This window comes from Polaromonas sp. CG_23.6 (assembly GCF_029892315.1).
Classification (GTDB): domain Bacteria; phylum Pseudomonadota; class Gammaproteobacteria; order Burkholderiales; family Burkholderiaceae_C; genus Polaromonas.
The window spans coordinates 3,354,612-3,379,428 of record NZ_JARXUY010000001.1 but is presented as its reverse complement, the minus strand read 5'-3'; the positions used below and the strand labels follow the sequence as shown (position 1 = coordinate 3,379,428).

At 62.7% G+C, this 24,817-nt stretch carries 21 protein-coding genes; 6 read left to right on the top strand and 15 right to left on the bottom strand.

Going from position 1 to position 24,817, the window contains the following annotated elements; translation table 11 throughout:
• Window position 1: 1 nt before the first annotated feature.
• Window positions 2-2,434 carry a glycogen/starch/alpha-glucan phosphorylase gene (locus tag H4V98_RS15990; protein WP_196864555.1) on the bottom strand — a complete coding sequence of 811 codons (2,433 nt, stop codon included), beginning with the start codon at window positions 2,432-2,434 and terminating at the stop codon, window positions 2-4.
• Between the two features lie 259 nt (window positions 2,435-2,693).
• Between H4V98_RS15990 and glgC the strand changes: the two genes are divergently transcribed.
• From glgC to H4V98_RS15965, 5 genes are all read left to right on the top strand, one after another.
• Window positions 2,694-3,962, top strand: coding sequence for a glucose-1-phosphate adenylyltransferase (gene glgC / locus H4V98_RS15985; protein ID WP_280757703.1), 1,269 nt, complete (start codon window positions 2,694-2,696; stop codon window positions 3,960-3,962).
• Window positions 3,959-5,443 (top strand): glycogen synthase GlgA, encoded by a 1,485-nt coding sequence (glgA, locus tag H4V98_RS15980; protein WP_280757702.1) that lies wholly within the window; start codon window positions 3,959-3,961, stop codon window positions 5,441-5,443. Before glgC ends, glgA begins: the two co-directional genes overlap by 4 nt.
• Before the next feature lie 172 nt (window positions 5,444-5,615).
• On the top strand, window positions 5,616-6,998 hold the full coding sequence (locus H4V98_RS15975) for a phosphomannomutase/phosphoglucomutase (protein ID WP_196864552.1): 1,383 nt from the start codon (window positions 5,616-5,618) through the stop codon (window positions 6,996-6,998).
• A 38-nt stretch (window positions 6,999-7,036) separates the two neighbouring features.
• Window positions 7,037-8,116 carry a lipopolysaccharide heptosyltransferase I gene (gene waaC, locus H4V98_RS15970; RefSeq protein ID WP_196864551.1) on the top strand — a complete coding sequence of 360 codons (1,080 nt, stop codon included), beginning with the start codon at window positions 7,037-7,039 and terminating at the stop codon, window positions 8,114-8,116.
• On the top strand, window positions 8,113-9,459 hold the full coding sequence (locus H4V98_RS15965; protein WP_280757701.1) for a 3-deoxy-D-manno-octulosonic acid transferase: 1,347 nt from the start codon (window positions 8,113-8,115) through the stop codon (window positions 9,457-9,459). The genes waaC and H4V98_RS15965 overlap by 4 nt, the downstream gene beginning before the upstream one ends.
• Window positions 9,460-9,503: 44 nt before the next feature.
• Here H4V98_RS15965 and H4V98_RS15960 read toward each other — a convergent pair whose 3' ends face one another.
• From H4V98_RS15960 to H4V98_RS15925, 8 genes are all read right to left on the bottom strand, one after another.
• Window positions 9,504-9,800 carry a hypothetical protein gene (locus H4V98_RS15960; RefSeq protein ID WP_196864549.1) on the bottom strand — a complete coding sequence of 99 codons (297 nt, stop codon included), beginning with the start codon at window positions 9,798-9,800 and terminating at the stop codon, window positions 9,504-9,506.
• Window positions 9,801-9,862: 62 nt separating this feature from the next.
• Window positions 9,863-10,093, bottom strand: coding sequence for a hypothetical protein (locus tag H4V98_RS15955; RefSeq protein WP_280757700.1), 231 nt, complete (start codon window positions 10,091-10,093; stop codon window positions 9,863-9,865).
• A 256-nt stretch (window positions 10,094-10,349) separates the two neighbouring features.
• Window positions 10,350-11,495, bottom strand: a complete 1,146-nt coding sequence (locus H4V98_RS15950) for an alpha-hydroxy acid oxidase (RefSeq protein WP_280757699.1) — start codon at window positions 11,493-11,495, stop codon at window positions 10,350-10,352.
• 40 nt (window positions 11,496-11,535) lie between these two features.
• Window positions 11,536-12,519 (bottom strand): tripartite tricarboxylate transporter substrate binding protein, encoded by a 984-nt coding sequence (locus tag H4V98_RS15945; RefSeq protein WP_196862441.1) that lies wholly within the window; start codon window positions 12,517-12,519, stop codon window positions 11,536-11,538.
• A 54-nt stretch (window positions 12,520-12,573) separates the two neighbouring features.
• Window positions 12,574-13,500, bottom strand: coding sequence for a fumarylacetoacetate hydrolase family protein (locus tag H4V98_RS15940; RefSeq protein ID WP_196862440.1), 927 nt, complete (start codon window positions 13,498-13,500; stop codon window positions 12,574-12,576).
• Entirely contained in the window at window positions 13,497-14,375 is an 879-nt protein-coding gene (locus tag H4V98_RS15935) for a TauD/TfdA family dioxygenase (protein ID WP_196862439.1), read from the bottom strand. The genes H4V98_RS15940 and H4V98_RS15935 overlap by 4 nt, the downstream gene beginning before the upstream one ends.
• 31 nt (window positions 14,376-14,406) lie before the next feature.
• On the bottom strand, window positions 14,407-15,561 hold the full coding sequence (locus H4V98_RS15930; protein WP_196862438.1) for an iron-containing alcohol dehydrogenase: 1,155 nt from the start codon (window positions 15,559-15,561) through the stop codon (window positions 14,407-14,409).
• A gap of 35 nt (window positions 15,562-15,596) precedes the next feature.
• A complete protein-coding gene (locus tag H4V98_RS15925) occupies window positions 15,597-16,052 on the bottom strand; it encodes a nuclear transport factor 2 family protein (protein WP_196862437.1) in 456 nt (151 codons plus the stop codon).
• A gap of 157 nt (window positions 16,053-16,209) precedes the next feature.
• Between H4V98_RS15925 and H4V98_RS15920 the strand changes: the two genes are divergently transcribed.
• A complete protein-coding gene (locus H4V98_RS15920; RefSeq protein ID WP_280757698.1) occupies window positions 16,210-17,160 on the top strand; it encodes a LysR family transcriptional regulator in 951 nt (316 codons plus the stop codon).
• A 45-nt stretch (window positions 17,161-17,205) separates the two neighbouring features.
• Here H4V98_RS15920 and H4V98_RS15915 read toward each other — a convergent pair whose 3' ends face one another.
• The 6 genes from H4V98_RS15915 to H4V98_RS15890 all read right to left on the bottom strand — a co-directional run bounded on the left by H4V98_RS15915 (window position 17,206) and on the right by H4V98_RS15890 (window position 24,681).
• Entirely contained in the window at window positions 17,206-18,561 is a 1,356-nt protein-coding gene (locus tag H4V98_RS15915; RefSeq protein WP_196862435.1) for a TolC family outer membrane protein, read from the bottom strand.
• Window positions 18,562-18,672: 111 nt separating this feature from the next.
• A complete protein-coding gene (locus H4V98_RS15910; RefSeq protein WP_196862434.1) occupies window positions 18,673-19,038 on the bottom strand; it encodes a rhodanese-like domain-containing protein in 366 nt (121 codons plus the stop codon).
• Window positions 19,039-19,067: 29 nt separating this feature from the next.
• Entirely contained in the window at window positions 19,068-19,757 is a 690-nt protein-coding gene (locus H4V98_RS15905; RefSeq protein WP_196862433.1) for a protein-L-isoaspartate O-methyltransferase, read from the bottom strand.
• A gap of 155 nt (window positions 19,758-19,912) precedes the next feature.
• Complete coding sequence (locus H4V98_RS15900) at window positions 19,913-20,593, bottom strand: TetR/AcrR family transcriptional regulator (protein WP_196862432.1); 681 nt, start codon at window positions 20,591-20,593, stop codon at window positions 19,913-19,915.
• A gap of 308 nt (window positions 20,594-20,901) precedes the next feature.
• The gene (gene gudD / locus H4V98_RS15895; protein ID WP_196862431.1) at window positions 20,902-22,236 is read right to left on the bottom strand and encodes a glucarate dehydratase; all 1,335 of its coding nucleotides are present in this window, start codon (window positions 22,234-22,236) and stop codon (window positions 20,902-20,904) included.
• A 138-nt stretch (window positions 22,237-22,374) separates the two neighbouring features.
• A complete protein-coding gene (locus tag H4V98_RS15890) occupies window positions 22,375-24,681 on the bottom strand; it encodes a glycoside hydrolase family 3 N-terminal domain-containing protein (protein WP_280757697.1) in 2,307 nt (768 codons plus the stop codon).
• Window positions 24,682-24,817 lie beyond the last annotated feature (136 nt).

The following is a 24,817-nucleotide window of genomic DNA, read 5'->3' as shown; positions in this document are numbered from 1 at the left end:
CTCAGTGCGCGGCGGGCTCGATGTTCCAGATCTGGCGGGCATATTCCCGAATCGTCCGGTCGGACGAAAAAACGCCCATGCCCGCCACGTTGGCAATCGCCTTTTCGCACCAGGGTCCCGGCCGGCGGAACAACGCATCGACCCGCAACTGCGTGGCAACGTAAGACTCGTAATCGGCCAGCAGCAGGTAATGGTCGCCGCCCCACAGCAGTGAATCGACCAGCGCGCGGTAACGGCCCGGTTCCTCCGTGCTGAACTGGCCGCCGGCAATTGCGTCCAGCACATTTTTCAGCGCCGGCAGGCTTTCGTAGTAGCGCATCGGCTGGTAGCCGGTTTGCCGCAGCGCATGCACCTCGGGCGTCTTCAGGCCGAAGATGAAGATGTTGTCGTCGCCGACGTTCTGGCGAATCTCGATATTCGCCCCGTCATCGGTGCCAATGGTCAAGGCGCCGTTCAACGCCAGCTTCATGTTGCCGGTACCCGAGGCTTCGGTGCCGGCTGTTGATATTTGCTCTGACAGATCAGCGCCGGGCATGATGACCTCGGCCACGGACACGCCGTAGTTGGGAATGAACACCAGTTTGAGCTTGTCTGCAATGCGCGGGTCGTGGTTGATGACGTTGCCGACGTCGTGGATCAGCTGGATGATGGACTTGGCCGTGTGGTAGCTCGACGCCGCCTTGCCGGCAAAGATCACCGTGCGCGGCACCCAGTCGCCTTCAGGATTCGCCAGAATCGCCTGGTAGCGCGTGACGACGTGCAGCACATTGAGCAATTGGCGCTTGTACTCGTGGATGCGCTTGACCTGCACGTCGAACAGGCTGTCGGGGCTGACGACAATGCCCGTCGTCTTATCGATGTAAGCCGCCAGCCGCGCCTTGTTGGCGCGCTTGATAGCCATGAATTTCCCCTGAAAGTCAGCGTCGCTGCGGTATTCACCGAGCCGCTTGAGTTCCTCCAGGTCCAGCCGCCAGCGGTTGCCCAGTGTGCTGTCGAGCAGCCCCGACAGGCCGGGGTTGGCCTGCGCCAGCCAGCGCCGGGGCGTGACGCCGTTGGTCATGTTGGTGAAGCGTTCCGGCCACAGGTCGGCAAAGTCGGCAAAGATGGTCTGCACCAGTAAATCCGAATGCAGCGCTGACACGCCGTTCACCTTGTGGCTGCCCACCACCGACAGGTGCGCCATGCGCACGCGCCGCTCGCCATGCTCGTCGATCAGCGACAGCCGTGACAAAAATGCGTTGTCGCCGGGGCGGTGGCGCGCCGCCATTTCCAGGAATTCCTTGTTGATGCGAAAGATGATTTCCAGGTGGCGCGGCAGCACATGCTGGATCAAGGCGACCGGCCAGGTTTCCAGTGCCTCAGGCATCAGGGTGTGGTTGGTGTACGAGAACGTCTTGCCGCACAGCGCCCAGGCCTGGCTCCACGGCATGCCGTGCTCGTCGCACAGCAGCCGCATCAACTCGGCCACGCCGATGGCCGGGTGGGTGTCGTTCAGGTGAATGGCGACCTGGTCGGCCAGGTTGTCCAGCGTCGGGTGTTCGTCTAAATGACGCTTCACCAGGTCCTGGATCGACGCAGCGACAAAGAAATACTCTTGTTTCAAACGCAACTCTCGTCCGGCCGGCGTGCTGTCGTTGGGGTAAAGCACCCAGGAGATGTTCTCGAATTCGTTCTTGGCTGTCGCCGCCCGGGCATAGTCGCCGGTGTTGAAGGCATTCAGGTCAATATGCGCTGGCGCCACGGCTTTCCACAAGCGCAGGGTGCTGACCAGCGGCGTGCCATGGCCGGGCACCACCATGTCGTAGGCCTTGGCGGCGACTTCGCCGGCGTGGCGCCAGACCGGGGTGCCGTCCACATGCTCGACCCAGCCGCCGAAGCGAACCGGGTAGCTGATGCCGGCCCGCGGAAACTCCCACGGCGTGCCGTCCTGCAGCCAGGGATCGGGGTATTCGACCTGCGCGCCGTCCTGGATTTCCTGCGCGAACATGCCGTATTCATAGCGGATGCCGTAGCCGAAAGAGGGCAGGCCTAGCGTCGCCATCGAGTCAAGAAAACACGCCGCCAGCCGGCCCAGGCCGCCATTGCCCAATGCCGCATCGGCCTCGCGGTCCGCCACATCTTCCAGGCTTTGCGCATGCTGCGTCAAGCCCTGGGCCGCGCCGCTGGTCAGGCTGAGCGCGGCCAGCGCATTCGACAGGGTGCGGCCCATCAGGAATTCCATCGACAGGTACACCACCCGTCGCGCCTTGGCGGCGCGTTGCAGCGCCTGGGTTTCAACCCAGCGCTGTGACAGTTGTTCGCGCGCCACCTGGGCGACAGCCTGCATCAGGTCGGTGGGCGTGGCGTCTTCCGAGGCCACGCCGACGGTGCACAACAAATGCGTTTCGATTTGTGCGGCCAGGGCATGTTTGGCAATGGGAAAGCTTGAATTCACGGCGTTGATCTTTCAGGTGCGGCAGACCGGGGCGACTATCAGCAAGGAGCGCGCCATCTGCCAGTTTTTTGTTGATTCTCGCATGTGAAAAAGACTGTAGGACCGACTTTGAAACGGGCGATAGCCACACTGTCAGTGGCTGTTGACCGGCGGTACATTTGGCGCTTGATTCCCTGTTTTATGCCCCGCAAAGCCCTTGCCTGCGCGGTTTGCGGTATTAAGATGGTGGCGCCCTTCATCACTCCCACCGCTGGAAACAATGAAACCTAACGAACTTGCCCAAAGCCTTGATTTGCCAAAACGCGCGGTTGCCCTGGTGCTCGCTGGCGGCCGCGGCAGCCGGCTGATGAACCTGACCGACAGCCGGGCCAAGCCGGCGGTGTATTTCGGCGGCAAGTTCCGAATCGTCGACTTTGCGCTGTCGAATTGCCTCAATTCGGGCATACGGCGCATTGGCGTTATTACCCAATACAAGTCGCACAGCCTGTTGCGTCATTTGCAACGCGGTTGGGCCTTTTTGAAAACCGAAATGAACGAGTTCGTCGATCTGCTGCCGGCCCAGCAGCGCAGCGGCGACGAAAGCTGGTACCGGGGAACGGCCGACGCCGTGTACCAGAACCATGACATTCTGGAGAGCTACGGCGCCGACTACATCGTGGTGCTGGCCGGCGACCATATCTACAAGATGAACTACGCGCTGATGCTGGCCGACCATGTGGCCAAGGGCCGCGACTGCACCGTGGGCTGCATCGCCGTGCCGCGCATGGAGGCCACCGCTTTTGGCGTGATGGCGGTGGATGAAAACAGCATGGTGACCGAATTCCTTGAAAAACCGGCCGACCCGCCGTCAATGCCGGGCCGTCCCGACATGGCGCTGGCCAGCATGGGCATCTATATCTTCAACGCCGAGTACCTCTACAAGGAACTGGCGCGTGACATCAATGACCCCGACTCAACGCACGACTTTGGCAAGGACATTATTCCGCGCGCCGTGAAAAATGGTGAAGTGGCAGCGCACCCGTTTGCGCTGAGTTGTGTGCCTTCCAGCGATGTGGCCGAGCCCTACTGGCGCGATGTCGGCACCATCGACGCCTATTGGGAGGCCAATATCGACCTGACGGCGACCGACCCGGACCTCAATCTGTACGACCAGCACTGGCCGATCTGGACATACCAGGCGCAATTGCCGCCGGCCAAGTTCGTGCACAACCAGGAAGACCGGCGCGGCATGGCGATTGAGTCAACCGTGTCCGGCGGCTGCATCGTGTCGGGCTATGTGTTCCGCTCGGTGCTGTTTTCCAGCGTGCGCGTGCATTCCCATGCCCAGGTGAACTGGGCTGTGCTCTTGCCTGGCGTTCAGGTCGGGCGGGGCGCCAGCCTGAACCGCGTGGTGGTGGACCGGGGCTGCACCATTCCCGATGGCATGGTGATCGGCGAAGACGCCGAACTCGACGGCCAGCGCTTTCACCGCAGCCCGAACGGCATCACGCTGGTCACCCGGATCATGCTGGAGAAGATCGGCGCATGAAGGTCCTGCACGCTGCTGCCGAAATTTTTCCGCTGGTCAAGACCGGTGGCCTGGCCGATGTGGTCGGCGCGCTGCCTGAAGCCCTGATCGATGTCGGAGCCGATGTCCGGCTGGTGCTGCCGGGCCTGCCCGACATTCTGAAAGGCGTCAAAGGCCAGCAGGTGGTGTGCGAACTGGGGGCGATTTTCGGCGCCGGTCGCGTCACGTTGCGCCTGGGCCGGCTGGCGCACAACGGCGTTGCCGCCTATGTGATTGACGCGCCCTACCTGTACCAGCGGCCGGGCAACCCCTACCTGGCACCTGACGGCACTGAGTGGCCTGACAACCTGCAGCGCTTTGGCCTGCTTGGCTGGGTGGCGGCGCACTTGGCTGCCGGCGAGCTGGACCCCGGCTGGACGCCCGATGTGCTGCACGCCCACGACTGGCATGCCGCCATGGCTTGCGCCTATGTTGCCTGCCACCCGGCCACCCGGGCAGCCACGGTCTTCACGGTTCACAACCTGGCTTATCAGGGCCTGTTTGACGAACGCGACTTTCACCTGCTGGGCCTGCCGTCGCGCCTGATGGTGCCGGTCGGGCTCGAATTCCATGGCCAGCTGTCCTTCATGAAAGCCGGGCTGAAATATGCCCGCCACATCACCACGGTCAGCCCGACCTATGCGCAGGAAATTGCCACCGATGCCTTTGGCTGCGGCCTGGACGGCGTGATTCGCGCCCGTGGCGCGGACGTGTCCGGTATCCTGAACGGTGTTGATGGCAACGTCTGGAATCCGGCCACCGACCCGTTGACCGCCGCGCCGTATTCACCCAACAAGCTTCAAGGCAAGGCGCTGTGCAAGGCGGCCCTGCAGCAGGAACTGGGCTTGAACGTTGATGCCAGCGCGCCGCTGTTTGCCGTCGTCAGCCGGCTGACATCGCAAAAAGGGCTGGATTTGCTGCTCGACGCCTTGCCCGCGCTGCTCGATTTTCCGGCGGTGGGCGGCCCCCAGCTGGCCGTCGAAGGCAATGGCGACCCGGCGCTGGAAGCGGCCTTTGCCCAGGCGGCGGCCATGCATCCGGGGCGAGTAGCCGTGCGGCTGGTGTATGACGAGGCGCTGGCGCACCGCATGATGGCGGGTGCTGACGCCATGCTCGTGCCGTCCCGCTTCGAGCCTTGCGGCCTGACCCAGCTTTACGCGCTGCGCTATGGCACGGTGCCGGTGGTGCGGCAAGTCGGCGGCCTGGCCGACACCGTGGTCGGCGCCACGCAGGACACGCTGCAAAGCGGCCTGGCCACCGGTTTCAGTTTCGGCCCGGCCACGCCCGTTGCCCTGGCGCAGGCGCTGCAGCAGGCGGTCGCTGCTTACGGCCAGCCTGCGCTGTGGCGCCAGATGATGCGGCGCGGCATGGCGCAGAATTTTTCATGGGAAACCGCCGCCGCGCAGTACATGGCGCTGTACCAAGGCACACTGGCAGCGTCTGCCACCGGGGCGCGTGTATAAATAAGGCCTGTAACGTGTGTAGCGTCCGTGTGGCCCGCCGCCTGCGGTTTACTTATGGCGCCAGCCGCTGTATAAAATTTCCCGGTATTGTTTTTCCTTTTCCTTTTCCTTTTTCTGTACTCCGGCCCTGTAGCGCCATCACCCTCAACAACATTTTAAAAAGAACCCCACCATGCAAGTAGCCGCTTCGATTTTCAAGGCCTATGACATCCGGGGCGTCGTGCCCGCCACGGTGACCGAGGACGTTGCCGAGGGCATCGGCAAGGCTTTTGGCAGCATCGCGCTGGCGCAGGGTGAGTCCAAAGTAGCCGTGGGCCGCGACGGCCGGCTCAGCGGCCCGTCGCTCAGCGCCGCGCTGATGCGCGGCCTGCAGGCGGTCGGCATCGAAGTGATCGATGTCGGCATGGTAACCACGCCGATGCTGTACTTCGCCGCCAACACGCTGTGCAACTCCGGCATTCAGGTCACCGGCAGCCACAACCCCAAGGACTACAACGGCTTCAAGATGGTCATGGCCGGTCGCGCCATCTACGGCGACGATATCCAGGCAATCCGCGCCATGATGGACGGAGAAACCTGGTCGCTCAAGGACGGCGGCACGCGGCGTACCGAGGACGTGACGCAGGCTTACCAGGCGCGCATCGTGTCCGACATCAAGCTGGCGCGGCCGATGAAGATCGTCGTCGATTGCGGCAACGGCATTGCCGGCGCGACGGCGCCCGATATTTTCCGCGCCATCGGCTGCGAAGTGACCGAGCTGTTCAGCGAGGTCGATGGGAACTTTCCCAACCACCATCCCGACCCCAGCAAGCCCGAGAACCTGCAGGACCTGATCAAGGCGCTGCAGGCCGGCGACGCCGAACTCGGACTGGCCTTCGACGGCGACGGCGACCGCCTGGGCATCGTTACCAAGGACGGCCAGAACATCTACCCCGACCGCCAGATGATGCTGTTTGCCCGTGACGTGCTGAGCCGCGTGCCGGGCGGCACGATTGTCTATGACGTGAAATGCTCGCAGCGCCTGGCGCCCGAGATTGAAGCGGCCGGCGGCGTGCCGTTGATGTACAAGACCGGCCATTCCCTGATCAAGGCCAAGATGAAGGAAGTCGATTCCCCGCTTGGCGGCGAGATGAGCGGCCACATCTTCTTCAAGGAACGCTGGTACGGTTTCGACGACGGCACCTACGCCGGCTGCCGGCTGCTCGAAATCGTCAGCCAGGCGCTTGACGCCGGGGAGCTGCTCAACAGCCTGCCGACCAGCTTCAGCACGCCCGAGTTGAACGTGCCGTGCGCCGAAGGCGAGCAGCACACGGCCGTGACCGCGCTCATCAAGGCCGCGCATTTCGACGCGCCCGCCAAGGTCAACACCATTGACGGCGTGCGCGTGGACTGGCCGGACGGCTTTGGCCTGATTCGCGCCTCCAACACCACGCCGGTGCTGGTCTTGCGCTTCGAGGGGCAGACGCAGGCGGCGCTTGACCGCATCCAGGCCGACATGCTGGTGCTGCTGCGCAGCGTCAAGCCCGATGCGGTGTTTGCCGCGCCGGCGCATTGAACAAAGAAGTGCACAGCGCAATACAGGGCGCGGGGAGCGTGGGGGTTCGAATCCTTCTTGTCAAGCTGTCTTCTCTCGGCGATGTGGTGCATGCCCTGCCGGTGGTGCAGGACATTCTCGCGGCCCTGCCGGGCGCGCACATCGACTGGGTGGTTGAAAAATCGTTTGCGCCTGTGCTGGCGCTGCACCCCGGCGTGCGGCGCGTCATTCCGTGCGAAATCCGGCGCTGGCGCAAGTCGCCGCTGTCCGCCGTCACGCGCCAGCAGTGGAACGCCTTCAAGGCCGACCTGCGCCAGACAGGCTACGACGCGGTCATTGACCTGCAGGGCCTGACCAAATCTGCTCTTGTGGCGCGGCTGGCGCGGCTGGCGCCTGGCGGCAAGCGTTTCGCGCTGGCCAACCAGACCGATGGTTCCGGCTATGAAGCCCCGACGCGCTGGGTGGCCGACGTGGCGATACACATCCAGCCGCACATCCACGCCGTGCAGCGCTCGCGCGAGCTGGTGGCCCGGGCGCTGGGCTATTGCCTTACGCCCCGCCCGGACTACGGACTAAAAAGGCCTCTTGCGCAAACAGGACTTGACCATTTGGCTACTGAAAAAGTAGCAAACAGGGTGGCTTTCGTGCATGGCACATCGCGTGCCGACAAGGAGTGGCCGCTGGGCCACTGGACGGCACTGGGCCAGCGCCTGAATGCCGCCGGTTATCAGATTGCGCTGCCCCATGGCAATGAAAAAGAAAAGCTTAAAAGCCAGGCGATTGCCCGGTCGTTGAATGATGGCGCGCCTGGCCAGGCGGTCGTCTGGCCGCTGCTGGCGCTTGACGCGCTGACGCACGAACTGGCCCAGTGCGCCGGCGTCATTGGCGTGGACAGCGGCGTCAGCCACATCGCCGTGGCGCTCGACCTGCCGCATGTGCAGCTCTACAACTTTGACACCGCCTGGCGTACGGGGCCTGACGCGGCCAGCGCCCGACAGGTCAGCGTTTACGCCGCGCCCCAGCCCAGCGTGGACGCGGTCTGGCAGGCCTGGCTGGGCTGCCTGGCAACCGTGCAGGGCGTACCCGGCCAGGCGTCCGAATCCCTGGAATCGTCCATGCGCGGGGCCGACGGCGCATGAGCAGATGGGCGCGCGCGCTGTATTCGGTGTTCACGACGCTCGTCCAGCCGCTGCTGCGGCGCAAGCTGGCGCGGCGCGGTCGGCAGGAGCCCGGCTACCTTGAAGCGGTCGATGAACGCTTTGGCCACTATGCCCAGCCGGCTGAAGCCGTGTCCGAACTGGTCTGGGTGCATGCTGTGTCGCTGGGCGAAACCCGCACCGCCGCCATGCTGCTCAAGGCGCTGCGCAAGCAGTATCCGGCGCTGCGGCTGCTGCTGACGCATGGCACCGCCACCGGCCGCGAGGAGGGGCGGGCGCTGCTTAAATCCATAGGCCAGCCCGGCGACGTGCAGGTCTGGCAGCCGTGGGACAGCCCGGCTGCGGTGGCGCGTTTTTTCAGCCACTTCAAGCCGCGCCTGGGCCTGCTGATGGAAACCGAAATCTGGCCCAACACCGTGGCCGGATCCAAACAACGCGGCATGCCGCTGGTGCTGGTCAATGGCCGGCTGTCGGCCAAGTCGCTGAAGCAGGCGCTGCGTTTGTCGGCCTTGTCGCTGCCCGCCTATGGTGCGCTGTCGGCCGTGTACGCGCAAACCGAAGGCGACGCCGGGCGTTTTCACCAGCTGGGCGCGCCGGTCGCCGGCGTGTTCGGCAATCTGAAGTTCGACGCGACGCCAGACGCCGCCCAGCTGGAAAAAGGGCGGGCCTGGCGCCAGTCGCTGGCGCAGCCGGTGCTGATGTTCGCCAGCTCGCGTGAAGGCGAGGAAGACGAGTTTTTCAAGCAAATAAAGGCGTTTGCGCATATCCCACAAGCGCAGGTAGCTATGAATTCAGTAGCAATTCCGTTGGACTGCAGATTCAAGACCCTGGTCGTGCCACGCCATCCCCAGCGGTTTGACGACGTGGCCGCGCTGGCAGCGCTGCACGGCCTGCGCGTGTCGCGCCGCTCGCAATGGACCGGCAGCCCGGCCGACAGCGCCGAGGCAATGAACGCCGATGTCTGGCTTGGCGACTCGCTGGGCGAAATGGCGCTGTACTACGGCCTGGCCGACGCGGCCCTGCTGGGCGGCAGCTTTGCGCCGCTGGGCGGGCAGAACCTGATCGAAGCCGCCGCCTGCGGCTGCCCGGTCGTGATGGGGCCGCACACCTTCAATTTCACCGAAGCAGCCGAACTCGCCGAGGCCGAAGGCGCTGCGCTGCGCGTGGCCGACATGGCTGAAGGCGTGCAGGCCGGCCTGGGGCTGGCTGAGGATCCGGCTGCGCTGGCGAAAGCGGTCGCAGCCGGATTGGCCTTTTCTGCCAGGAACCGGGGGGCGACAGCGCGGACGGTGCAGGCGTTGCGCGAATACCTGCAGCCAGGGTGAACAGATAAAAAAACCAGCCCACCGGGCGCATGGCAGCGCCTGCCTTAAACCACCGTCATGACGACCAGCCACAGTGCAGAAGTCCAGGCCATGGCCCGGCTGCATCGGGGGGTGCGCCACAAGGACACGACCAAAAAAGCGTTGTAAGGCAGCGGGGCGAAATGCACCGCCGCCGCAATTGCCAGGTGAACGCCCTGCGCTGCCAGCATCAGCGCGGCAAAGCCGGTCAGCAGGTTGATGATGCTGCCGACGACCACAATGTCGTGCCAGTACAGCACCGCCAGTGCGGTTTCGCCGCGCCACCGGCGGCCTATAAAGCCGCAGCCGTTCGCTTGATTCACGAAAAAAGCGGTGAAAAAAAATACATGCCTGCCATGACCCGGGTCAACACCACGCCATCGCCTCAAGCCGCCACGATGTCAAGCGTTGACTCCAGGGGCGCACTGGCAAGGCGGTTGGCCAGCACCTTGTCAAGGGTCTTGCCATCCATGACCACAATCTTGAACTTCCATTCCTGGCACTGCAGCCCGCCAGCCGCTGCGCCAGCGGCGGGGCGAGGGCTGCCTCGATGACGATGCCGCTGAGCAAGATGAAGGCGAAAAGCATGGCTATTTCCATAAGGGGCAAAAAACAAGCCGGGACAGTTGAACACCGCAATAGTTTACAGACCGAGACAGGCGCCGGCTCTAAAGGCCTTGGCAAGTTTCTGGCGACTGGGGGGCCAGCGGCCGAGCCGCAAAGATCGGGTTTTGTTGGTGTCCGTCTGGATCAGGAAACGAACCAGCCATGGCTACCGGCAGGCTGTCAGATCAGACCAGACCAAGCCAGGACAAACAGAAGGCGTAGCGGCGATGCTACGGGCAGCCATAGGCATTGAAAGAAAATTGAAATCAGAACATGAAGGACGCATTCGCATCCCCCGTCGAACGCACACCACACAGCTGCATGGTCCGGACCAGTTCGTCCTTCAAGATAGCCAGTGCGCGGCTGGCGCCAGGCTCTCCCGCCGCCGATGCCCCGTAGAGTGTGGCGCGTCCCAGCATGACGCCCTGGGCGCCCATGGCCAGGGCCTTGAAAATATCGCTGCCGCGCCGCACGCCGCCGTCGAGCAGCACCGGAATGCGGCCATCGATGGCCTTGACGACGCCCGGCAATGCATCGAATGTGGCCACTGCGCCATCAAGCTGACGGCCGCCGTGATTGGACACCACCACCGCGTCGCAGCCCATCGCCGCCACGCGCAAGGCGTCGTCGGGGCTGAGAATGCCTTTGACAATGAGCTTGCGGGGCCAGCCATCGCGGATTTTCTGCAGGCCCTCCCAATTGAAGGACGGGTCGTAGTTGCGGCCCACCGACGAGGCAATCGCCGTGGCGTTGGTCGCCTTGCTCTCCAGGCCGATCAGGTTTTCCATCACCGGCATGCCGAAACGAACGATGTCCGACAACCATCCGGGGTGCCTGGCAAAGTCCAGCAGGTTCTTGGGCGTGAAGCGAAACGGAACCGAAAAATCGTTGCGAAAGTCCCGTTCCCGCTTGCCGCCGACCGGCAGGTCAACGGTGATCACCAGTGCTTCGTAATCCGCAGCCTGCGCCCGGTCGATGAGCGTTTGAAGAAAAGGCTTGTTGCGCAGGATGTAGGCCTGAAACCACAGCCGTCCCGGGGCGGCGTTGGCGATCTGCTCAATCGATGCGGTGGCCGTGCTCGACAGGGTGTACGGAATACCGGCCGCCGCCGCCGCCCGGGCAATGGCAATGTCGCCGCCGCGCCAGCCGAAGCCGACAGCGCCGGTCGGGGCAATCGCCATCGGCAATTGGGCCCGCTGGCCCAGAATGTCCGTGCTCGTATCGATCGTCGAAACATCGGTCAGCACCTTTGGCATCAAGCGAACGCGCTGGTACGCTGCCCGGTTGTCGCGCAAGGTGATCTCATCCTCGGCCCCGCCATCGAAAAAATCGAAAATGGCCTTGGGCAACCTTCGTTGCGCGGCACGCCGCAGGTCTTCGATCGAATAGGCTTTGGAAACATTCAGGGGCACAGGAGGGTCCAGGTTGAAAGCGGAGGAATGGCTGTCGGCTTCAGTTGACATCGGCCTTGATGGCGGCGGCCTTGATCACATGGTCCCAACGGTCGTAGTCGCGCTTGAGGTAGGCGGCGAACTCGGCTGGCGAATCGCCCACGATGACAGCGCCCAGCTTTTCCAGCTGCGCCTTCACCTCGGGTTTGGCCAGTGCCTTCACCATGGCGTCATTCAGGCGGTTCACCACGGCGGGGGGCGTTTTGGCAGGGGCCAGCATGCCGACCCACGGCGCTGTCGCTTCAAAGCCGGGAAAACCGACTTCCGACATCGTCGGCGCATCGGGGAACTGGGCGAGCCTTTTCGCGGTACCCACCGCCAGGATTTTGATGCGCTTGGCCGCTACGTTGTCGGCCAGGCCGATCACCGGATAAAACATGAAATCAACCCTGCCGGCCATCACTTCGAGCAGCGCCGGGCCATTGCCTTTATAGGGAACATGCAGCATTTTTGCTTTGGCCAGCGTCCCCAGAAGCTCGCCGGCAAGGTGTCCGGAGCCGCCGTTGCCCGACGAGGCGAAACTCACCGCTTCCGGTTTGCTCTGCGCTGTCTTGAGCAGCTCGGCCATGGACTTGACGGGCGAGTCATACGCCTGCACCGCCACCAGCGGCAGCGTCGCGGCATTGGAAATGGGCGTGAAATCGGTTCTGGGGTTGTAGCCGGCCTGCTCGCCAAGCAAAATCGGGTTGACGTTCAGCCCAAGCGATGAGAACAGCAGCGTGTAGCCATCCGGGGCGGCGTTTTTCACTTCCCGGGTTGCGATCATCGAGCTGGCGCCTGCCTTGTTGTCAATGAAGATGGTCTGGCCCAACAGGATCGACATGTCTTTGGCCAGCACCCGCGCGATGATGTCGGTGGGCCCCCCTGCAGCAAACCCGACCACCAGACGAATCGGCTTGGTGGGGAACTCGGCGGTTTGCGCGTAGACAAGCGTTGTGCTGGCGCAGGCAACGGCTGCAATGAGTGTGAGGAACGATTTTTTCATGAGATGTCTCCGTTTTTTTAGGGATGGGTGCATGCCGAAAGGGCACTGCTCTCTTTAGCTGATCAGGTGTTCCATGGCACCGATCCGGGTCACTTCAAACCGCAGGCGGTCGCCCGGCTGCAGGTAAACCGGCGGCTGCCTGAAGGCGCCAATGCCGGCGGGCGTTCCTGTGGTGATGACGTCGCCAGGCTCCAGCGTCATGAACCCGGAAACGTAGGCAATCAGGGTGGCCACTGGAAACAGCATGTCGGCGGTATGCCCGTGCTGCATCCGGGCGCCGTTCAGCCAGCACGACACGTCAAGCGTCTGCGGATCAGGGACTTCATCGCGCGTCACCAGCCACGGGCCCATCGGCGCAAAACCGTCCATGCTTTTGGCGAACGTCGTCTGCGCCTGGGAAACGTCGAACTGGAATTCGCGCGCGCTCAGGTCGTTCAAGATGGTGTAGCCCGCCACCAGCGCCAGCGCTTGCGCTTGCGGCACGTCCTTGCCATAAGCGCCCATCACGACAGCCAGCTCGGCTTCGAAATCCATTTTTTTGACACCGGCAGGCCGCTGCACCGATGCACCGGGGGCCGCCACCGAGGACGGAACCTTGAAGATGATGCGCGGCGACTCGAACGGGGCCACCCCGGTTTCCTTCGCATGGTCCGCGTAGTTGCGCCCCACCCCGATGATTTTTCCGGGCCGTGGCACGGGGGCAAAAAGTTGCACGCCCTGCAGCATGTCGTACCGGGTGCCCGGGGTTGCCAGCGCAGCATGCACATGCGCGTTCAGCGCCTCGATCGCGTCCGCGCCCGACTGCAGCCAGCGCATGATGCCGCCGCTGGCCGCCTCCACACCGGCGGCTGCAAGGCGTTGCTGCGCGAGGGCGCAGACCGGCCGAGCGGCCGTCCAGGCGGTGATGTCCAGCACCTGTTCACCGGCCACCACGCCGGTCAGCACCGGGCCAGAATCCTTGCGGTAGGTGATGATTTTCACGGTGCGGCTTGTTCAAAATACCGGTTCGCCATGACCTGGCAGCGCTTGATGTAGCGGTGCTCGTCGGGCCGGTAATCGGCCACCGCGTTGTGCAGCGTGCCCATGTTGTCCCACATCAGCACGTCGCCCACGCTCCAGCGGTGGCGGTACTGGTACTTGGACTGCAACTGGTGTTCAAACAGAAACGCCAGGATGCGGTCACTTTCTTCTTGCGGCAGTTCATTGATGCGCATCGAATAGCCCGGATTGGCGTACAGCACTTTTTCCCCGGTGATGGGGTGTGTCATGAAAACCGGGTGCGTGACCGGCGGCTTGGCTTTGCGTTGCGCGTCGGTCAGCGCGGGCCGGCTGCTGCCTTTTTCACGGCGCATTTTGTCCCAGAACTTGGCAAAATCGTGGGTGATGGTCATGCCCGCCAGACGGGTCTTTAGTTCCCCGGGCAGGCCGTCGTAGGCGGCGTGCATGTTGCAAAACTCGGTGTTGCCCAGCGGTTCGCCATCCCGGTGGGGAATTTCGATGCCGTACAAAACGTTTGTGAAAGCAATCATGCTGCTGTAGGACATGTCGGTGTGCCAGTCTTGGCCGGCATCGCTCAGCCCCAGTGGTTTTCCGTTTTCCACCATATTGGAAAGAATCATGACCTCCGGCAGGCCGGGCTCCTGGTACAGGTTGGCCACGTTGACCTCCAGGCGGCCGAACCGCTCGGAAAAATTCTTGAGTTGCAAGGAGGTCAGGTTCTGCCCGGGATAGCTCAGAACGCCAAACTTTCCAAGCGCCTGTTCCAGTTGCTTGAATGCTTCATCGGACAGGGGTTTCGACAAATCGAGGTCTTCAACACGGGCGCCCAGGGACTGCCCACTTGCTACTAATTTCATCGTCATATCTCCGTTGATTAGGGGTTTTAAACTACCAGGCCGCCATCAGGATGGATTCGATTTCTGCCGGCTCCGAGACCGGGCGCGGGTTGTAGGCCAGACCGCGTTCATGCATGGTTTTTTGTGCTGCCGCCTTCAGCCCTTCGCGGGCGATGCCCAGATCTCTTAACCGCGATGGAACGCCCGTGCTCTGCTGGACACCGCGAATCCAGTTGACGAAGGCTGCGGCCCCATCGTCCTGCGTGTCGCCGGCAATGCCCAGCCGCTGGGCTGCCTGCGCCAGTTCTCCGGCAGCGAATGACGCGTTGAACTGCACCGCATGCGGCAAGATGACCGAATTGACCGCTCCGTGGGCCACGCCAAAGGTGGCGCCCAACACATGGCATATGGCGTGATGAAGGCAGCTGCGGGCGCTTGCCAGCACCATGCCGGAAATGTGGGCGGCCAGCAGCAGTTCTGCCCGTGCGTCCACCGCGTCCGGTGCGCGCGCCACATGGCCCAGGGACTGGTCAAACAGTGCGATGCCGTCCAGCGCCAGGATCGAGGTGATCGGGGAACGGTTCCTGGAGTACAGGCCTTCGATGCAATGGGCCAGGCCATTCATGCCGGTCGACAGCATGACCGACGCGGGCGTGGCCAGGTTGGCCAGCGGGTCGAGCAAAACCACTCGGCTGGCCAGCTGGGCATCCCAGAACAGCAGCTTCGTGCCTTGCGCTGTCCGAATACCAAGCGAGGGCGTCGCTTCGGCGCCAGAAGCGGTCATGGGAATGGAAACAATCGGTACTTTCAAGCGCACCAGGTCGGGCGTTACGACCCTGTCTGGCGGCAGGAAACGCGAAGCGTGCTGCGCCAGCGGCTCGCCTTCTGCCATGACCAGCGCCACCGCCTTGGCAGTGTCCGACACGCTGCCGCCCCCGATGGCCACCAGCGCATCAACGTGGTGGTCTTGCGCCATCCGGGCAATCCGGGACACCGTCGATACGGAGGAGTGAGGCGGAATGTCACCGGACTCGAAACATTCAAACTCGCTAAGTGATTCGCGGATGCCGGCGTACAAGGGGCTGGACGCCATGCGGTTGCTCGACAGCAGCAACGGGCGCTTGCAGCCGAGCCTGGCCAGTTCCGGGCCCAGTTCGAGCAGGGCGCCCGGCCTGGACACCACCCGCGTGCGCAGTGACTGGTGCATGAAGCTCGTCTGCATGGCTTGCGGCTGCCCGCCTGTCATGGCTGGACATCGGCTGACACCGCATCGCTGACAAACTCAAATTGCGCCGTGAATGTCATGGACTCAATTTTCCAGCCGCCATTAATCTGTCGCAGGGCTGCGCGCACCACCGACAGGCGCAGCGGGCGGCTGATGTCCACCGGCCCGGTGTGCAGCGCACCGTCATCGAAGCGGTAAGCCACCATGTAAGCCACCAGATGGACCAGGTCCGCCGATTGCGATTCGATGAATCCGTTGCTGATCACATGGCGGATGCGCTGCGTCGCCGACCGTTTCGACATTGCCTGCATGATCGCCAGGGGTCCGACCAGAAGCTCTCCCTGGCGGTGCAGGGTGCCGCCGGGCGTGAACAGCGCAACCAGCTCCTCGTACCTTGATTCGTCGAGAAAATAAAACAGCTGATGCGTCACCTGCAGGCATCCCGGCAGCGCTGTCGCGGTGTCAACGGTCATTCGTATGTCTTTCTTTTGGGATCGGGGGAATTTTTCTTGAGACGGCCTGCGCGCAGGCTCAACAGAAAGTTGTGCGGATTCTAGGGAATGCTGCCTACTCGACATAGACTCCAAAACGGAATATATTGTTCTCGAATTAGAAACAGTAAGGCACTCCATGGACAGATTGAGGGCGATTGAAATATTCACGGAAGTCGCTAGGGGACGAAGCTTCACTGCTGCGGCCGTGCGCTTGGGCATGGCCAAGGGAAACGTCACCAAACACGTGAAATGGCTGGAGGACAGCCTGGGCGCCCAGCTGCTCACCCGCACAACCAAGAGCGTGAGCCTGACCGGGGCGGGACTTTCCCTGATGGAAACCGGGCAGGATTTGCTCGACCGGTTCGACATGGTGAAGACAGCCGTTCGCGGCGCAGTGAGCGCACCCAAAGGCACGATACGGGTTGGCACGCCGCCGTCGTTTGGCGCGGCGCACCTGGTGCCGCTGGTGACGGCTTTTTCAGCCAAAAACCCGGACATCCAGTTTGCCATGCACCTGGACGACGGCAGGGTGGACATTGTGGGGGAGGGGCTGGACCTGTCCTTGCGCATCGCCCCTTCACTCAAAGACACCAGTCTGATTGCCCAGAAACTGGGAAGCGTTCCGCAGTTACTGGTGGCTTCCCCGTCCTACCTGGCGGCAAAGGGCGTGCCTGTGACGCCGGAGGGGTTGTCACAGCATGATTGCCTCGTCAACGCCTTGAAGTCGCCGACGAATTTCTGGACCTTGACCGGTCCGGGCGGGAAAAAGTCGGTGCGTGTTGCGGGCTCAATGCGTTCGAATTTCGGCGAACCGCTGCGACACGCCGCGCTGCTCGGCCAGGGCATTTCGATGCACCCCAATTACATGGTGGCACGGGACATTCGTGAGAATTTGCTCAGGATCGTGCTGCCGGCGTATCAGCCCACTCAACTCGATATTTACGCGGTGTACCCGAGCCGGCGCAACATGCCGGGTCGGGTGCGGCTGTTCTTGGAGTTCCTGAGGGAGCGTTTTCAGAACACGGCTGAATGGCAAACCGAGGTGGCTGGGAACACCGCATCTGTTTTGGTGTCTCCGCATGTTTGACCCTTGCGCCGGGAATGCACAAGGACAGGCAGTTTCCAAAAGGAGTCAGCGCGCCAGCAGCCCATTGACCTGCTGCAAGTCATCCGGCGTCAGCGTGCCGCTGGCTTGGCGCAGCCGCAGCCCGCCGAGCAGCACGTTGTAGCGCGCCTGCGCCAGGTCGCGCTTGGTCTGGAACAGCTGGCTTTGCGCGTTGAGCACGTCGATGTTGATGCGCACGCCGACTTGGTAACCGAGTTTGTTGGCATCAAGCGCGCTCTGGCTGGACAGCTCGGCCGCTTCCAGCGCGCGGACCTGGCCCTGGCCCGATTGCACGCCGAAATAGGCGGTGCGCACGTTTTGCGACACGCTGCGGCGCGTGCCTTCGAGGTCGCTCAGCGCCTTGTCGCGCAGTGCCAGCGTTTCGAGGATGCGGTTTTGCGTCGAGAAACCGGCGAACAGCGGCACATTGAGCAACACGCCGACACTGCCGGTGTTGACGCGCGATGAAATGCCGGCTTGCGCGGTATTCGACGGGTTTTTGGTGACGTTGTAGCTGGCGGTGGCGTCCAGCGTGGGCTTGTGGCCGGCTTCGGATTTTTTCACTTCAAGGTCGGCAATCTCAACATTGCTGCGGGCTTGGCGAATGGCAGGGCTGACGGCTTCTGACTGGCTGACCCAGGTGCTGACTTCAGCCGTTGCCACGTCAGGAAGATTGACCGGAATGGCCAGCGGCCGGGGCTGCGATTCGGTGATGCCGACCAGCTGGTCGAGCGCGATCTTGCGTACGCGCAGGTCGTTTTCGGCGGCGATTTCCTGGGCCCGCACCAGGTCAAAGCGCGCCTGGGCTTCGCGGGTGTCGGTGATGGTCGAGGTGCCGACTTCAAAATTGCGCTTGGCAAAGGCCAGCTGCTCGTTCACCGCTTCCTTTTGTGCGCGCACAAAGGCCAGCGTGTCTTGCGATGCCAGCACGTCAAAATAAGCCTGGCTGGTGCGAATGATCAGGTCTTGCGACGCGGCTTCCACTTGGGCGCGCGCCAGGTCAACCTGCCGCAAACCCTGCTCGTAAGTGGCCCAGTTGCCCGGCCGGTACAAGGGCTGGCTGGCGCTCAGCGTGGCGTTCCGGGTGTTGAAACTGGTGCCGCTGCCCGCCGCGAAGGTGGTGCTGTCAAGGTTGACGCGCGAGGCGCCCGCCGACAGGCCGGCGGTTGGCAGGATGCCGGCCCGGGCCTGGTCGGCTCGCGCCAGGTTGGCGTCGTATTGCAGCTTGGCCGACTGGTAGGTGGTGTCAAAGGCGCGTGCTGATTCGTACAACTCGACCAGGCTCTGCGCCTGCGCCAGCGGCGTCAGGCTTGCCAGCGCAAATGCGACCGAAACAGGCAGCATCGACCGGCGGGGTGCCGACAATTGGGTGAGCAGGGTCATAAAAATCTTGCCGAGGTTGAATGAATCAATGATTAAAACACCGCGAGGACAACGCGCAGAAGTCGGCTGCCCCGGTTCACGGCTTTGCGCCACAGCCGGTTGCCAAGCAGGCTAATAACGCGGAACCGACGAATCGACCTGCTGCGTCCAGGCGTCGATGCCGCCGTGCAGGTTGACCACTTCGGAAAAACCGCCTTGCGCCAGGTAGTTCGCCACCTGCTGGCTGCGCATGCCGTGGTGGCACAGACAGGCAATGGGATGCTCGGTGCCGAGCATGTCCTTCAGTTCGGCCAGGCGGCTTGGCACCTCGCGCATGGGCAGGGCCATCAGGCTGAAGCCGTCTTCCCGGACCGAAGCGGTTTGCACTTCCCAGGGTTCGCGCACATCCAGCACCACCGGCAGGACGGTTGGCGCCAAATCGGCAGCGACACGGTCGCGCCAGGCGGCAAAGTCGGAGGGATTGAGTTGGAAAATCATGTGGCGGGCCTTGCGGTGGGTTCAGGAGGTCAGAAAGTGAATTTGGACGGCTCGGTGAAATTGAGCAGCCGGGGCGCGACCGTGTCCCATGCTTGCGCGGTGCGAAACGATTCCTTGCTGACGCGGGTGATGAGCGTGGCGCGCATCATCGGCTCGTAGCCGACGATGGCGCTCAACCGGCCGCCGACCTTCAGCAGGTCAAGCAGCGACGGCGGCACCTCAGCCACCGAGCCGCTGAGCACGATCACGTCGAACGGGCCGTTCAGCGGTCCGTTGTCGGACACCGCCTCGGCCAGGTTGGCCGCGCCGTCAGCCAGGCGAACCTCGGCGTTGTAGATGCCGGCCTTTTGCAGGTTGCGGCGTGCGGTTTCGGCCAGCGCAGGCTCGATTTCCAGCGTGATGACCTGCTGGGCACGGTGCGCGAGCAGCGCGGTCATATAGCCGGAACCGGTGCCGATTTCCAGCACTTTTTCATGTTTTTGAACGGACAGGTCCTGCAGCAGCCGGGCTTCAACCTTGGGCGCGAGCATGCACTGGCCGGGGTTGTGCTGCGGCGGCAGCGGGATTTCCATGTCGACAAAGGCCAGCGCCTTGCAGGCCGGCGGCACAAAGTCCTCGCGCCGGACCAGTGCGAGCAGGGCCAGGACCTGGCTGTCCAGCACCTCCCAGGGACGGATTTGCTGCTCGATCATGTTGAAGCGGGCTTGTTCGTAGTTCATGGCAATTTGGTTGTGAGGCGGCGGGATTGAATAGAAGAGGTAATGCAGCGCAGCCGTTGATTTTAGACGGCGTGCGCTGCATAAACCTGACGCGGATTCGGTGCAGGGCGCATGCCCGCCAGGGACGGATTGCCTTGGAAGCTGCACTTCATGGTTCAGGCCTGCGGTGCGTCCGGACGCGCACCCTCTGGCGCGGCGCGCATGCCGTCCAGCAAAATACCCAGCTGCGTGGCGATGTATTTTTGCGGATCAAGCGGGCAATGGTTGGGTAGGCAGACGCCCATCGAATGCTGCGACAGGATCATGAAGACCATCGGCGCGACCACGCTGTACACCGCGTAGTCCAGGTCCATGCTGCGAAATTCGCCCCGGTCGATGCCGCGCTGCAGGATGCGGCGGATCAATGAATGGCCGGGCTGGATGACTTCCTGCTGATAAAAAACGGCAATGTCCGGAAAGTTGGCGGCCTCGCAAATCATCAGCTTGGTCAGGCCCGACGCTTTTGTGGCACCGACCCGTTCCCACCAGCTGTTCATACAGTAGGCCAGCATGTCGCGGCTACTTCCCCTGAAGACTTCAAAGTCGCTTCGCCACTCGACCAGACGACCTGAAATGCTTTCGCGCACCACCGCCTTGAACAGCTCGTCCTTGCTGGGAAAGTAAAGAAACAGCGTGCCTTTGGACACGCCGGCACGCGCCGCGACTTCTTCCACCCGGGTGGCGGCAAAGCCTTTTTCAACGAACAGATCGAGCGCGGCGTTGAGCAATTCACCGGGCCGGGCCTCTTTGCGGCGCTCGCGTTTGGCGCCCGGGGTGGGGGAGGTTTCGGTGGACAAGGAAATGATTTCTATATTACTGACTAATGGGTTAGTAATATAACTTTTTGCCTTTGCAACGTCAACCGCAAGGCCCGCATTGGTGAACGACGGGACAACCCGGAAAAGAGTCCATGGCGCAAGGCGACCACCTGCGCTTATGGCTGAAACGCAGTTGTTTTATTCCGCTATGACAGTTTAAGTATAAAAAATGCTGTTTGCGCACGTGAAGTCTGCGCAAGTAGCTATGAATAATGTAGCAATTAATCGCTGATTGTCTCCTGCGCCGCGAGCGGGAGACGGGTCGATCTGGCTGCAAGCGCACCGGCTTATCGGTCGAAAGCCGGCCGTTTCGGGTTGAAGGCCCAGTTCGGAATCAGGCTCTGCATCGCAGCCGCGTCGTCGCGCGAACCCAGGCCGTGCTGCTTGTACAACTGATGGGCTTTCTCGACCTCGGCCATGTCCAGCTCGACGCCCAGGCCGGGCTTCTTGGGGACCTCGACAAGGCCGCCAACGATCTGCAGCGGCTCCCTGGTCAGGCCCTGGCCGTCCTGCCAGATCCAGTGCGTGTCGATCGCCGTGACGCGGCCCGGTGCGGCGGCGGCGACATGGGTGAACATCGCCAGCGACACGTCGAAATGGTTGTTCGAGTGCGAGCCCCAGGTCAGCCCCCAGTCGCGGCAGGTCTGGGCTACGCGCACCGAGCCAGCCATGGTCCAGAAGTGCGGGTCGGCCAGCGGAATGTCCACCGACTGCAGCGACAGCGCATGCGTCAGCTGGCGCCAGTCGGTGGCAACCATGTTGGTCGCTGTGGGCAGGCCGGTGGCGCGGCGGAATTCGGCCATCACCTCGCGGCCTGAGAAACCGTCTTCGGCGCCGCACGGGTCTTCGGCGTAGGCGACGACGTTTTTCATGTCCTTCATCAGCCGAATCGCGTCTTTCAGCAGCCAGCCGCCGTTCGGGTCGAGCGTGACCCGCGCTTGGGGGAAGCGCTCGTGCAGCGCCGTGACGGCCTCGATTTCTTCCTCGCCGCGCAGCACACCGCCCTTGAGCTTGAAGTCATTGAAGCCGTAGCGCGCATGGGCAGCTTCGGCCTGGCGCACGATGGCCTCGGACGTCAGGGCCGTTTCATGGCGAACACGCGACCAGTCGTTGTCGGCGTCAGGCTCGCTGTTGTAGGCCAGACCGGTCCGGCTGCGGTCGCCGACATAAAACAGGTACCCAAGCATCTCGACCGCTTCGCGCTGCTGGCCTTCGCCGAGCAGCGCGGCCACCGGCACGCCAAGGTGCTGGCCCAGCAGGTCGAGCAGCGCCGACTCGACGGCTGTCACGGCGTGGATGGTGGTGCGCAAATCAAAGGTCTGCAGCCCGCGCCCGCCGCTGTCGCGGTCGGCAAACTGCTGATGCATTTGCTGCAGCAGGCTGAGATGGCTGCCAATCGGCTGGCCGACGACCAGCGCCTTGGCGTCTTCCAGCGTCTGGCGGATTTTTTCGCCGCCCGGCACTTCACCCACGCCGGTGCGCCCGGCGTTGTCGGTGAGGATCAAAATGTTGCGCGTGAAGTACGGGCCGTGTGCACCGCTCAGGTTGAGCAGCATGGAGTCGCGGCCGGCGACAGGGATCACTTGCAGGTCGGTGATCAAGGGGGTGGAGTGGGTTGGCATGGGTGGGTGTTTCAAAGGTTGGGAAAGGCGCCAGCAGGGAAGCGCCGCAGCCGGCCTGCTACCCAGTGGGCGGCAGGCCGGCTAACGTTCAATCAAGGCTGATTATTTCCGCTTCGGCGTAACAGACGGAGTATCCGCTCAATATGTCAGGCCAAAGCCGAACTTGTACAGCGTGTCCTTTTCGGGATAGCCCGGAACGTCGGGCTGGTTGTCGACAATGGCTTTCGAGTTGTTGGCGAGGGCAAACGGCAGCTTGCCTTGCGGCTTGAAGGCCGCGCCCGTGGCCAGAACCTTACCGCTCAGCACATCGAGCAGCGCGGTGTTGCTTATCCCGAAGCCGGCCACGATGGCGCCCGCACTCTTCAGGCCGCTGGCATCGTCAAGCACATACGGCTGGCGGAAGTAGATGTTAAGAACCACTTTTTTCGGATCGCCCACTTCCTGCATGACCTTCTTGATGTCGGCCAGCGACGGCGAGATTTGCCATGACTGCGCAGAGGCCATTTCGCCGAATGACATCATGCCGTTCTCCCACGGGAAGGCGCCGCCGAATCCCAAGCCGTTGTCCAGGCAGGCCTTGGTGGAATCCTCGACCGAGTAGTCTGCCTTGGCGACGCAGCGGTCTTCGGAACCCCAGGACTTGCCGGTGGCCGGGTTGATGCGGCCGCCGGTCGCAGGGTCATCGCTTTTATAGGTGCTGGTGTACTTGGTCGTGGTGCCCGGCACTAGTTTATTGTTGGACACTTCGACCCGGATCACGGCGTAGTCGCTGCCGGCGGCGCTGGGACGTCCCACGACGTCGCCATTGACGTCCGTCACGGTGACGCCGCTGGCATTCTTGTTGGCCTCGCCATCGATCACGGTGTAGCCGTACTTCTGGACATCGGCTTTGGCCAGGCCCATGGTGTAGACCTTGGCGCCAGCTTTGAGCGGAAGAGTCTTGCCGCCGGCCGCCAGGTCCTGGTTCTGTAGCAAGGCGACGGACTTGCGCTGAATGTCCATGCCAACCGCAAGATTCGCGGCGCTGCCGATGATGCCGCCGGCCTTGCTGGCGTCAACATAGGGGTTTTCAAACAAACCCAGCTGGAACTGCTCTTTCAGCAAGCGCTTGGCCGCTTCGTTAACCCGGGCTTCAGTGACCAGACCTGACTTCACCAAATCCAGTATGGTCTGATTGGTATGAAACCCGGACAAGGTTTCCGTGCCACCATTCAATGCTGCGGCGACGCGTTCTGAAACTGTTTTCTTTTCCAAACCCCAGGCACGGTCGTTGATGATGCCGGTGTCGGAATTTACATAGCCCTTGAAGCCGAGTTTGCCGCGCAGCAGGTCGGTGACGATTTGCTTTGAAAAAGCCATGCCGGTCTGGTCGTAGGTGACGCCTTCATAGGTCACTTTGATCGGCACGCCGTAGTACGGCATGACGGCCGAGACGCCGGCTTCCATGGCTGCCATGAAGGGCTTGAGGTGATAACCGAAATTGCCGCCTGGATACACTTGGTTCTTGCCGTGCGCATAGTGCGGATCGAAGCCGCCTTCCTGCGGGCCTCCGCCAGGGAAATGCTTCATGGTCAGCGCCACTGCAGAATTAGGATTCACCGAGCTGCCATCCTTGACGGTGGGGCCTTGCAGGGTTTGCACCAGCGTCTTCATGATGCTGGCGTTCAGGTCGGCATCTTCCGTGAAGGTTTCCTGCACGCGGTACCAGCGCGGCTCGGTCGAGAGGTCGGCCATGTAGCCGTACATGCCGCGCAGGCCGATGGACTTCCACTCGTCGCCCATGACGGTGGCGAAGTTCTTGATCTGGGACATGTCGCCCGCGCCCAGAGAAGCCGAGGCCAGGCCCGCCTCTTTCGGGAATTCGGTGAAGGCGCCGGCGGCCTCGCTGATGCCAAAGCGCGGGTCTTTTTCATAATGGTTGCGCGCATTGGACTTGAACACCGCCGGGATGCCCAGGCGCGTGGACTCGCTCATGGCCTGGACGGCGTTGGTGAAATTGGCCGCCTGTTCGGGCGTGACCTGTCCGGAGGTCGGCGTGGCGCTCACCACGCTGCGAAAGACAAAGCGGCTCATTTTCTGCGTATTGATGTAGTCGTCCGCCGTTGCCGAAACAGCGCCGCCTGCCGCCGGGCCGAGCGTGTCGATCAGCATCATGCCGGTCTTTTCTTCCAGCGACATCTTCGCGACCAGGTCGTCCACCCGCTGGTCAACCGCCAGCCGCCAGTCTTCATACGGGTCGAGCTTGCCGTTGGCGTTCAGATCCTTGAACTGCTTGCCTTCGACGGTGATGAGCAATTTTTTCTGCGCCGAGATCACCGGCTGAGCAATTTCTACCGGGCCGCTGTCGCCGCCGCCGCAGGCCGTCGCGACCAGGCCGGCCACAAGCACGTTTGCCGCAAGCGCGACCGGCCGGGGAGAAAAAGAAAAGGGGGCGTGAATTTTCATAGCTGTCTCTTTTAAAAGGAGTGAAAAACGGGTTCTCAATGCTTGTTATCGATAACATTGATGACTAAGAATATCAGCCGATTACAGGTCGCCCGCTAGTGAATACCCTGAAATCCCCCTAAAAAATCGAGTTTAA

Excerpts from the sequence above, each read along its gene's own strand:
- glgC (WP_280757703.1), top strand. The coding sequence starts at position 2,694 with ATGAAACCTAACGAACTTGCCCAAAGCCTTGATTTGCCAAAACGCGCG.
- glgA (WP_280757702.1), top strand. The coding sequence starts at position 3,959 with ATGAAGGTCCTGCACGCTGCTGCCGAAATTTTTCCGCTGGTCAAGACC.
- H4V98_RS15975 (WP_196864552.1), top strand. The coding sequence starts at position 5,616 with ATGCAAGTAGCCGCTTCGATTTTCAAGGCCTATGACATCCGGGGCGTC.
- H4V98_RS15965 (WP_280757701.1), top strand. The coding sequence starts at position 8,113 with ATGAGCAGATGGGCGCGCGCGCTGTATTCGGTGTTCACGACGCTCGTC.
- H4V98_RS15945 (WP_196862441.1), bottom strand. The coding sequence starts at position 12,519 with ATGAAAAAATCGTTCCTCACACTCATTGCAGCCGTTGCCTGCGCCAGC.
- H4V98_RS15935 (WP_196862439.1), bottom strand. The coding sequence starts at position 14,375 with ATGAAATTAGTAGCAAGTGGGCAGTCCCTGGGCGCCCGTGTTGAAGAC.
- H4V98_RS15930 (WP_196862438.1), bottom strand. The coding sequence starts at position 15,561 with ATGCACCAGTCACTGCGCACGCGGGTGGTGTCCAGGCCGGGCGCCCTG.
- H4V98_RS15925 (WP_196862437.1), bottom strand. The coding sequence starts at position 16,052 with ATGACCGTTGACACCGCGACAGCGCTGCCGGGATGCCTGCAGGTGACG.
- H4V98_RS15920 (WP_280757698.1), top strand. The coding sequence starts at position 16,210 with ATGGACAGATTGAGGGCGATTGAAATATTCACGGAAGTCGCTAGGGGA.
- H4V98_RS15915 (WP_196862435.1), bottom strand. The coding sequence starts at position 18,561 with ATGACCCTGCTCACCCAATTGTCGGCACCCCGCCGGTCGATGCTGCCT.
- H4V98_RS15910 (WP_196862434.1), bottom strand. The coding sequence starts at position 19,038 with ATGATTTTCCAACTCAATCCCTCCGACTTTGCCGCCTGGCGCGACCGT.
- H4V98_RS15905 (WP_196862433.1), bottom strand. The coding sequence starts at position 19,757 with ATGAACTACGAACAAGCCCGCTTCAACATGATCGAGCAGCAAATCCGT.
- gudD (WP_196862431.1), bottom strand. The coding sequence starts at position 22,236 with ATGCCAACCCACTCCACCCCCTTGATCACCGACCTGCAAGTGATCCCT.
- H4V98_RS15890 (WP_280757697.1), bottom strand. The coding sequence starts at position 24,681 with ATGAAAATTCACGCCCCCTTTTCTTTTTCTCCCCGGCCGGTCGCGCTT.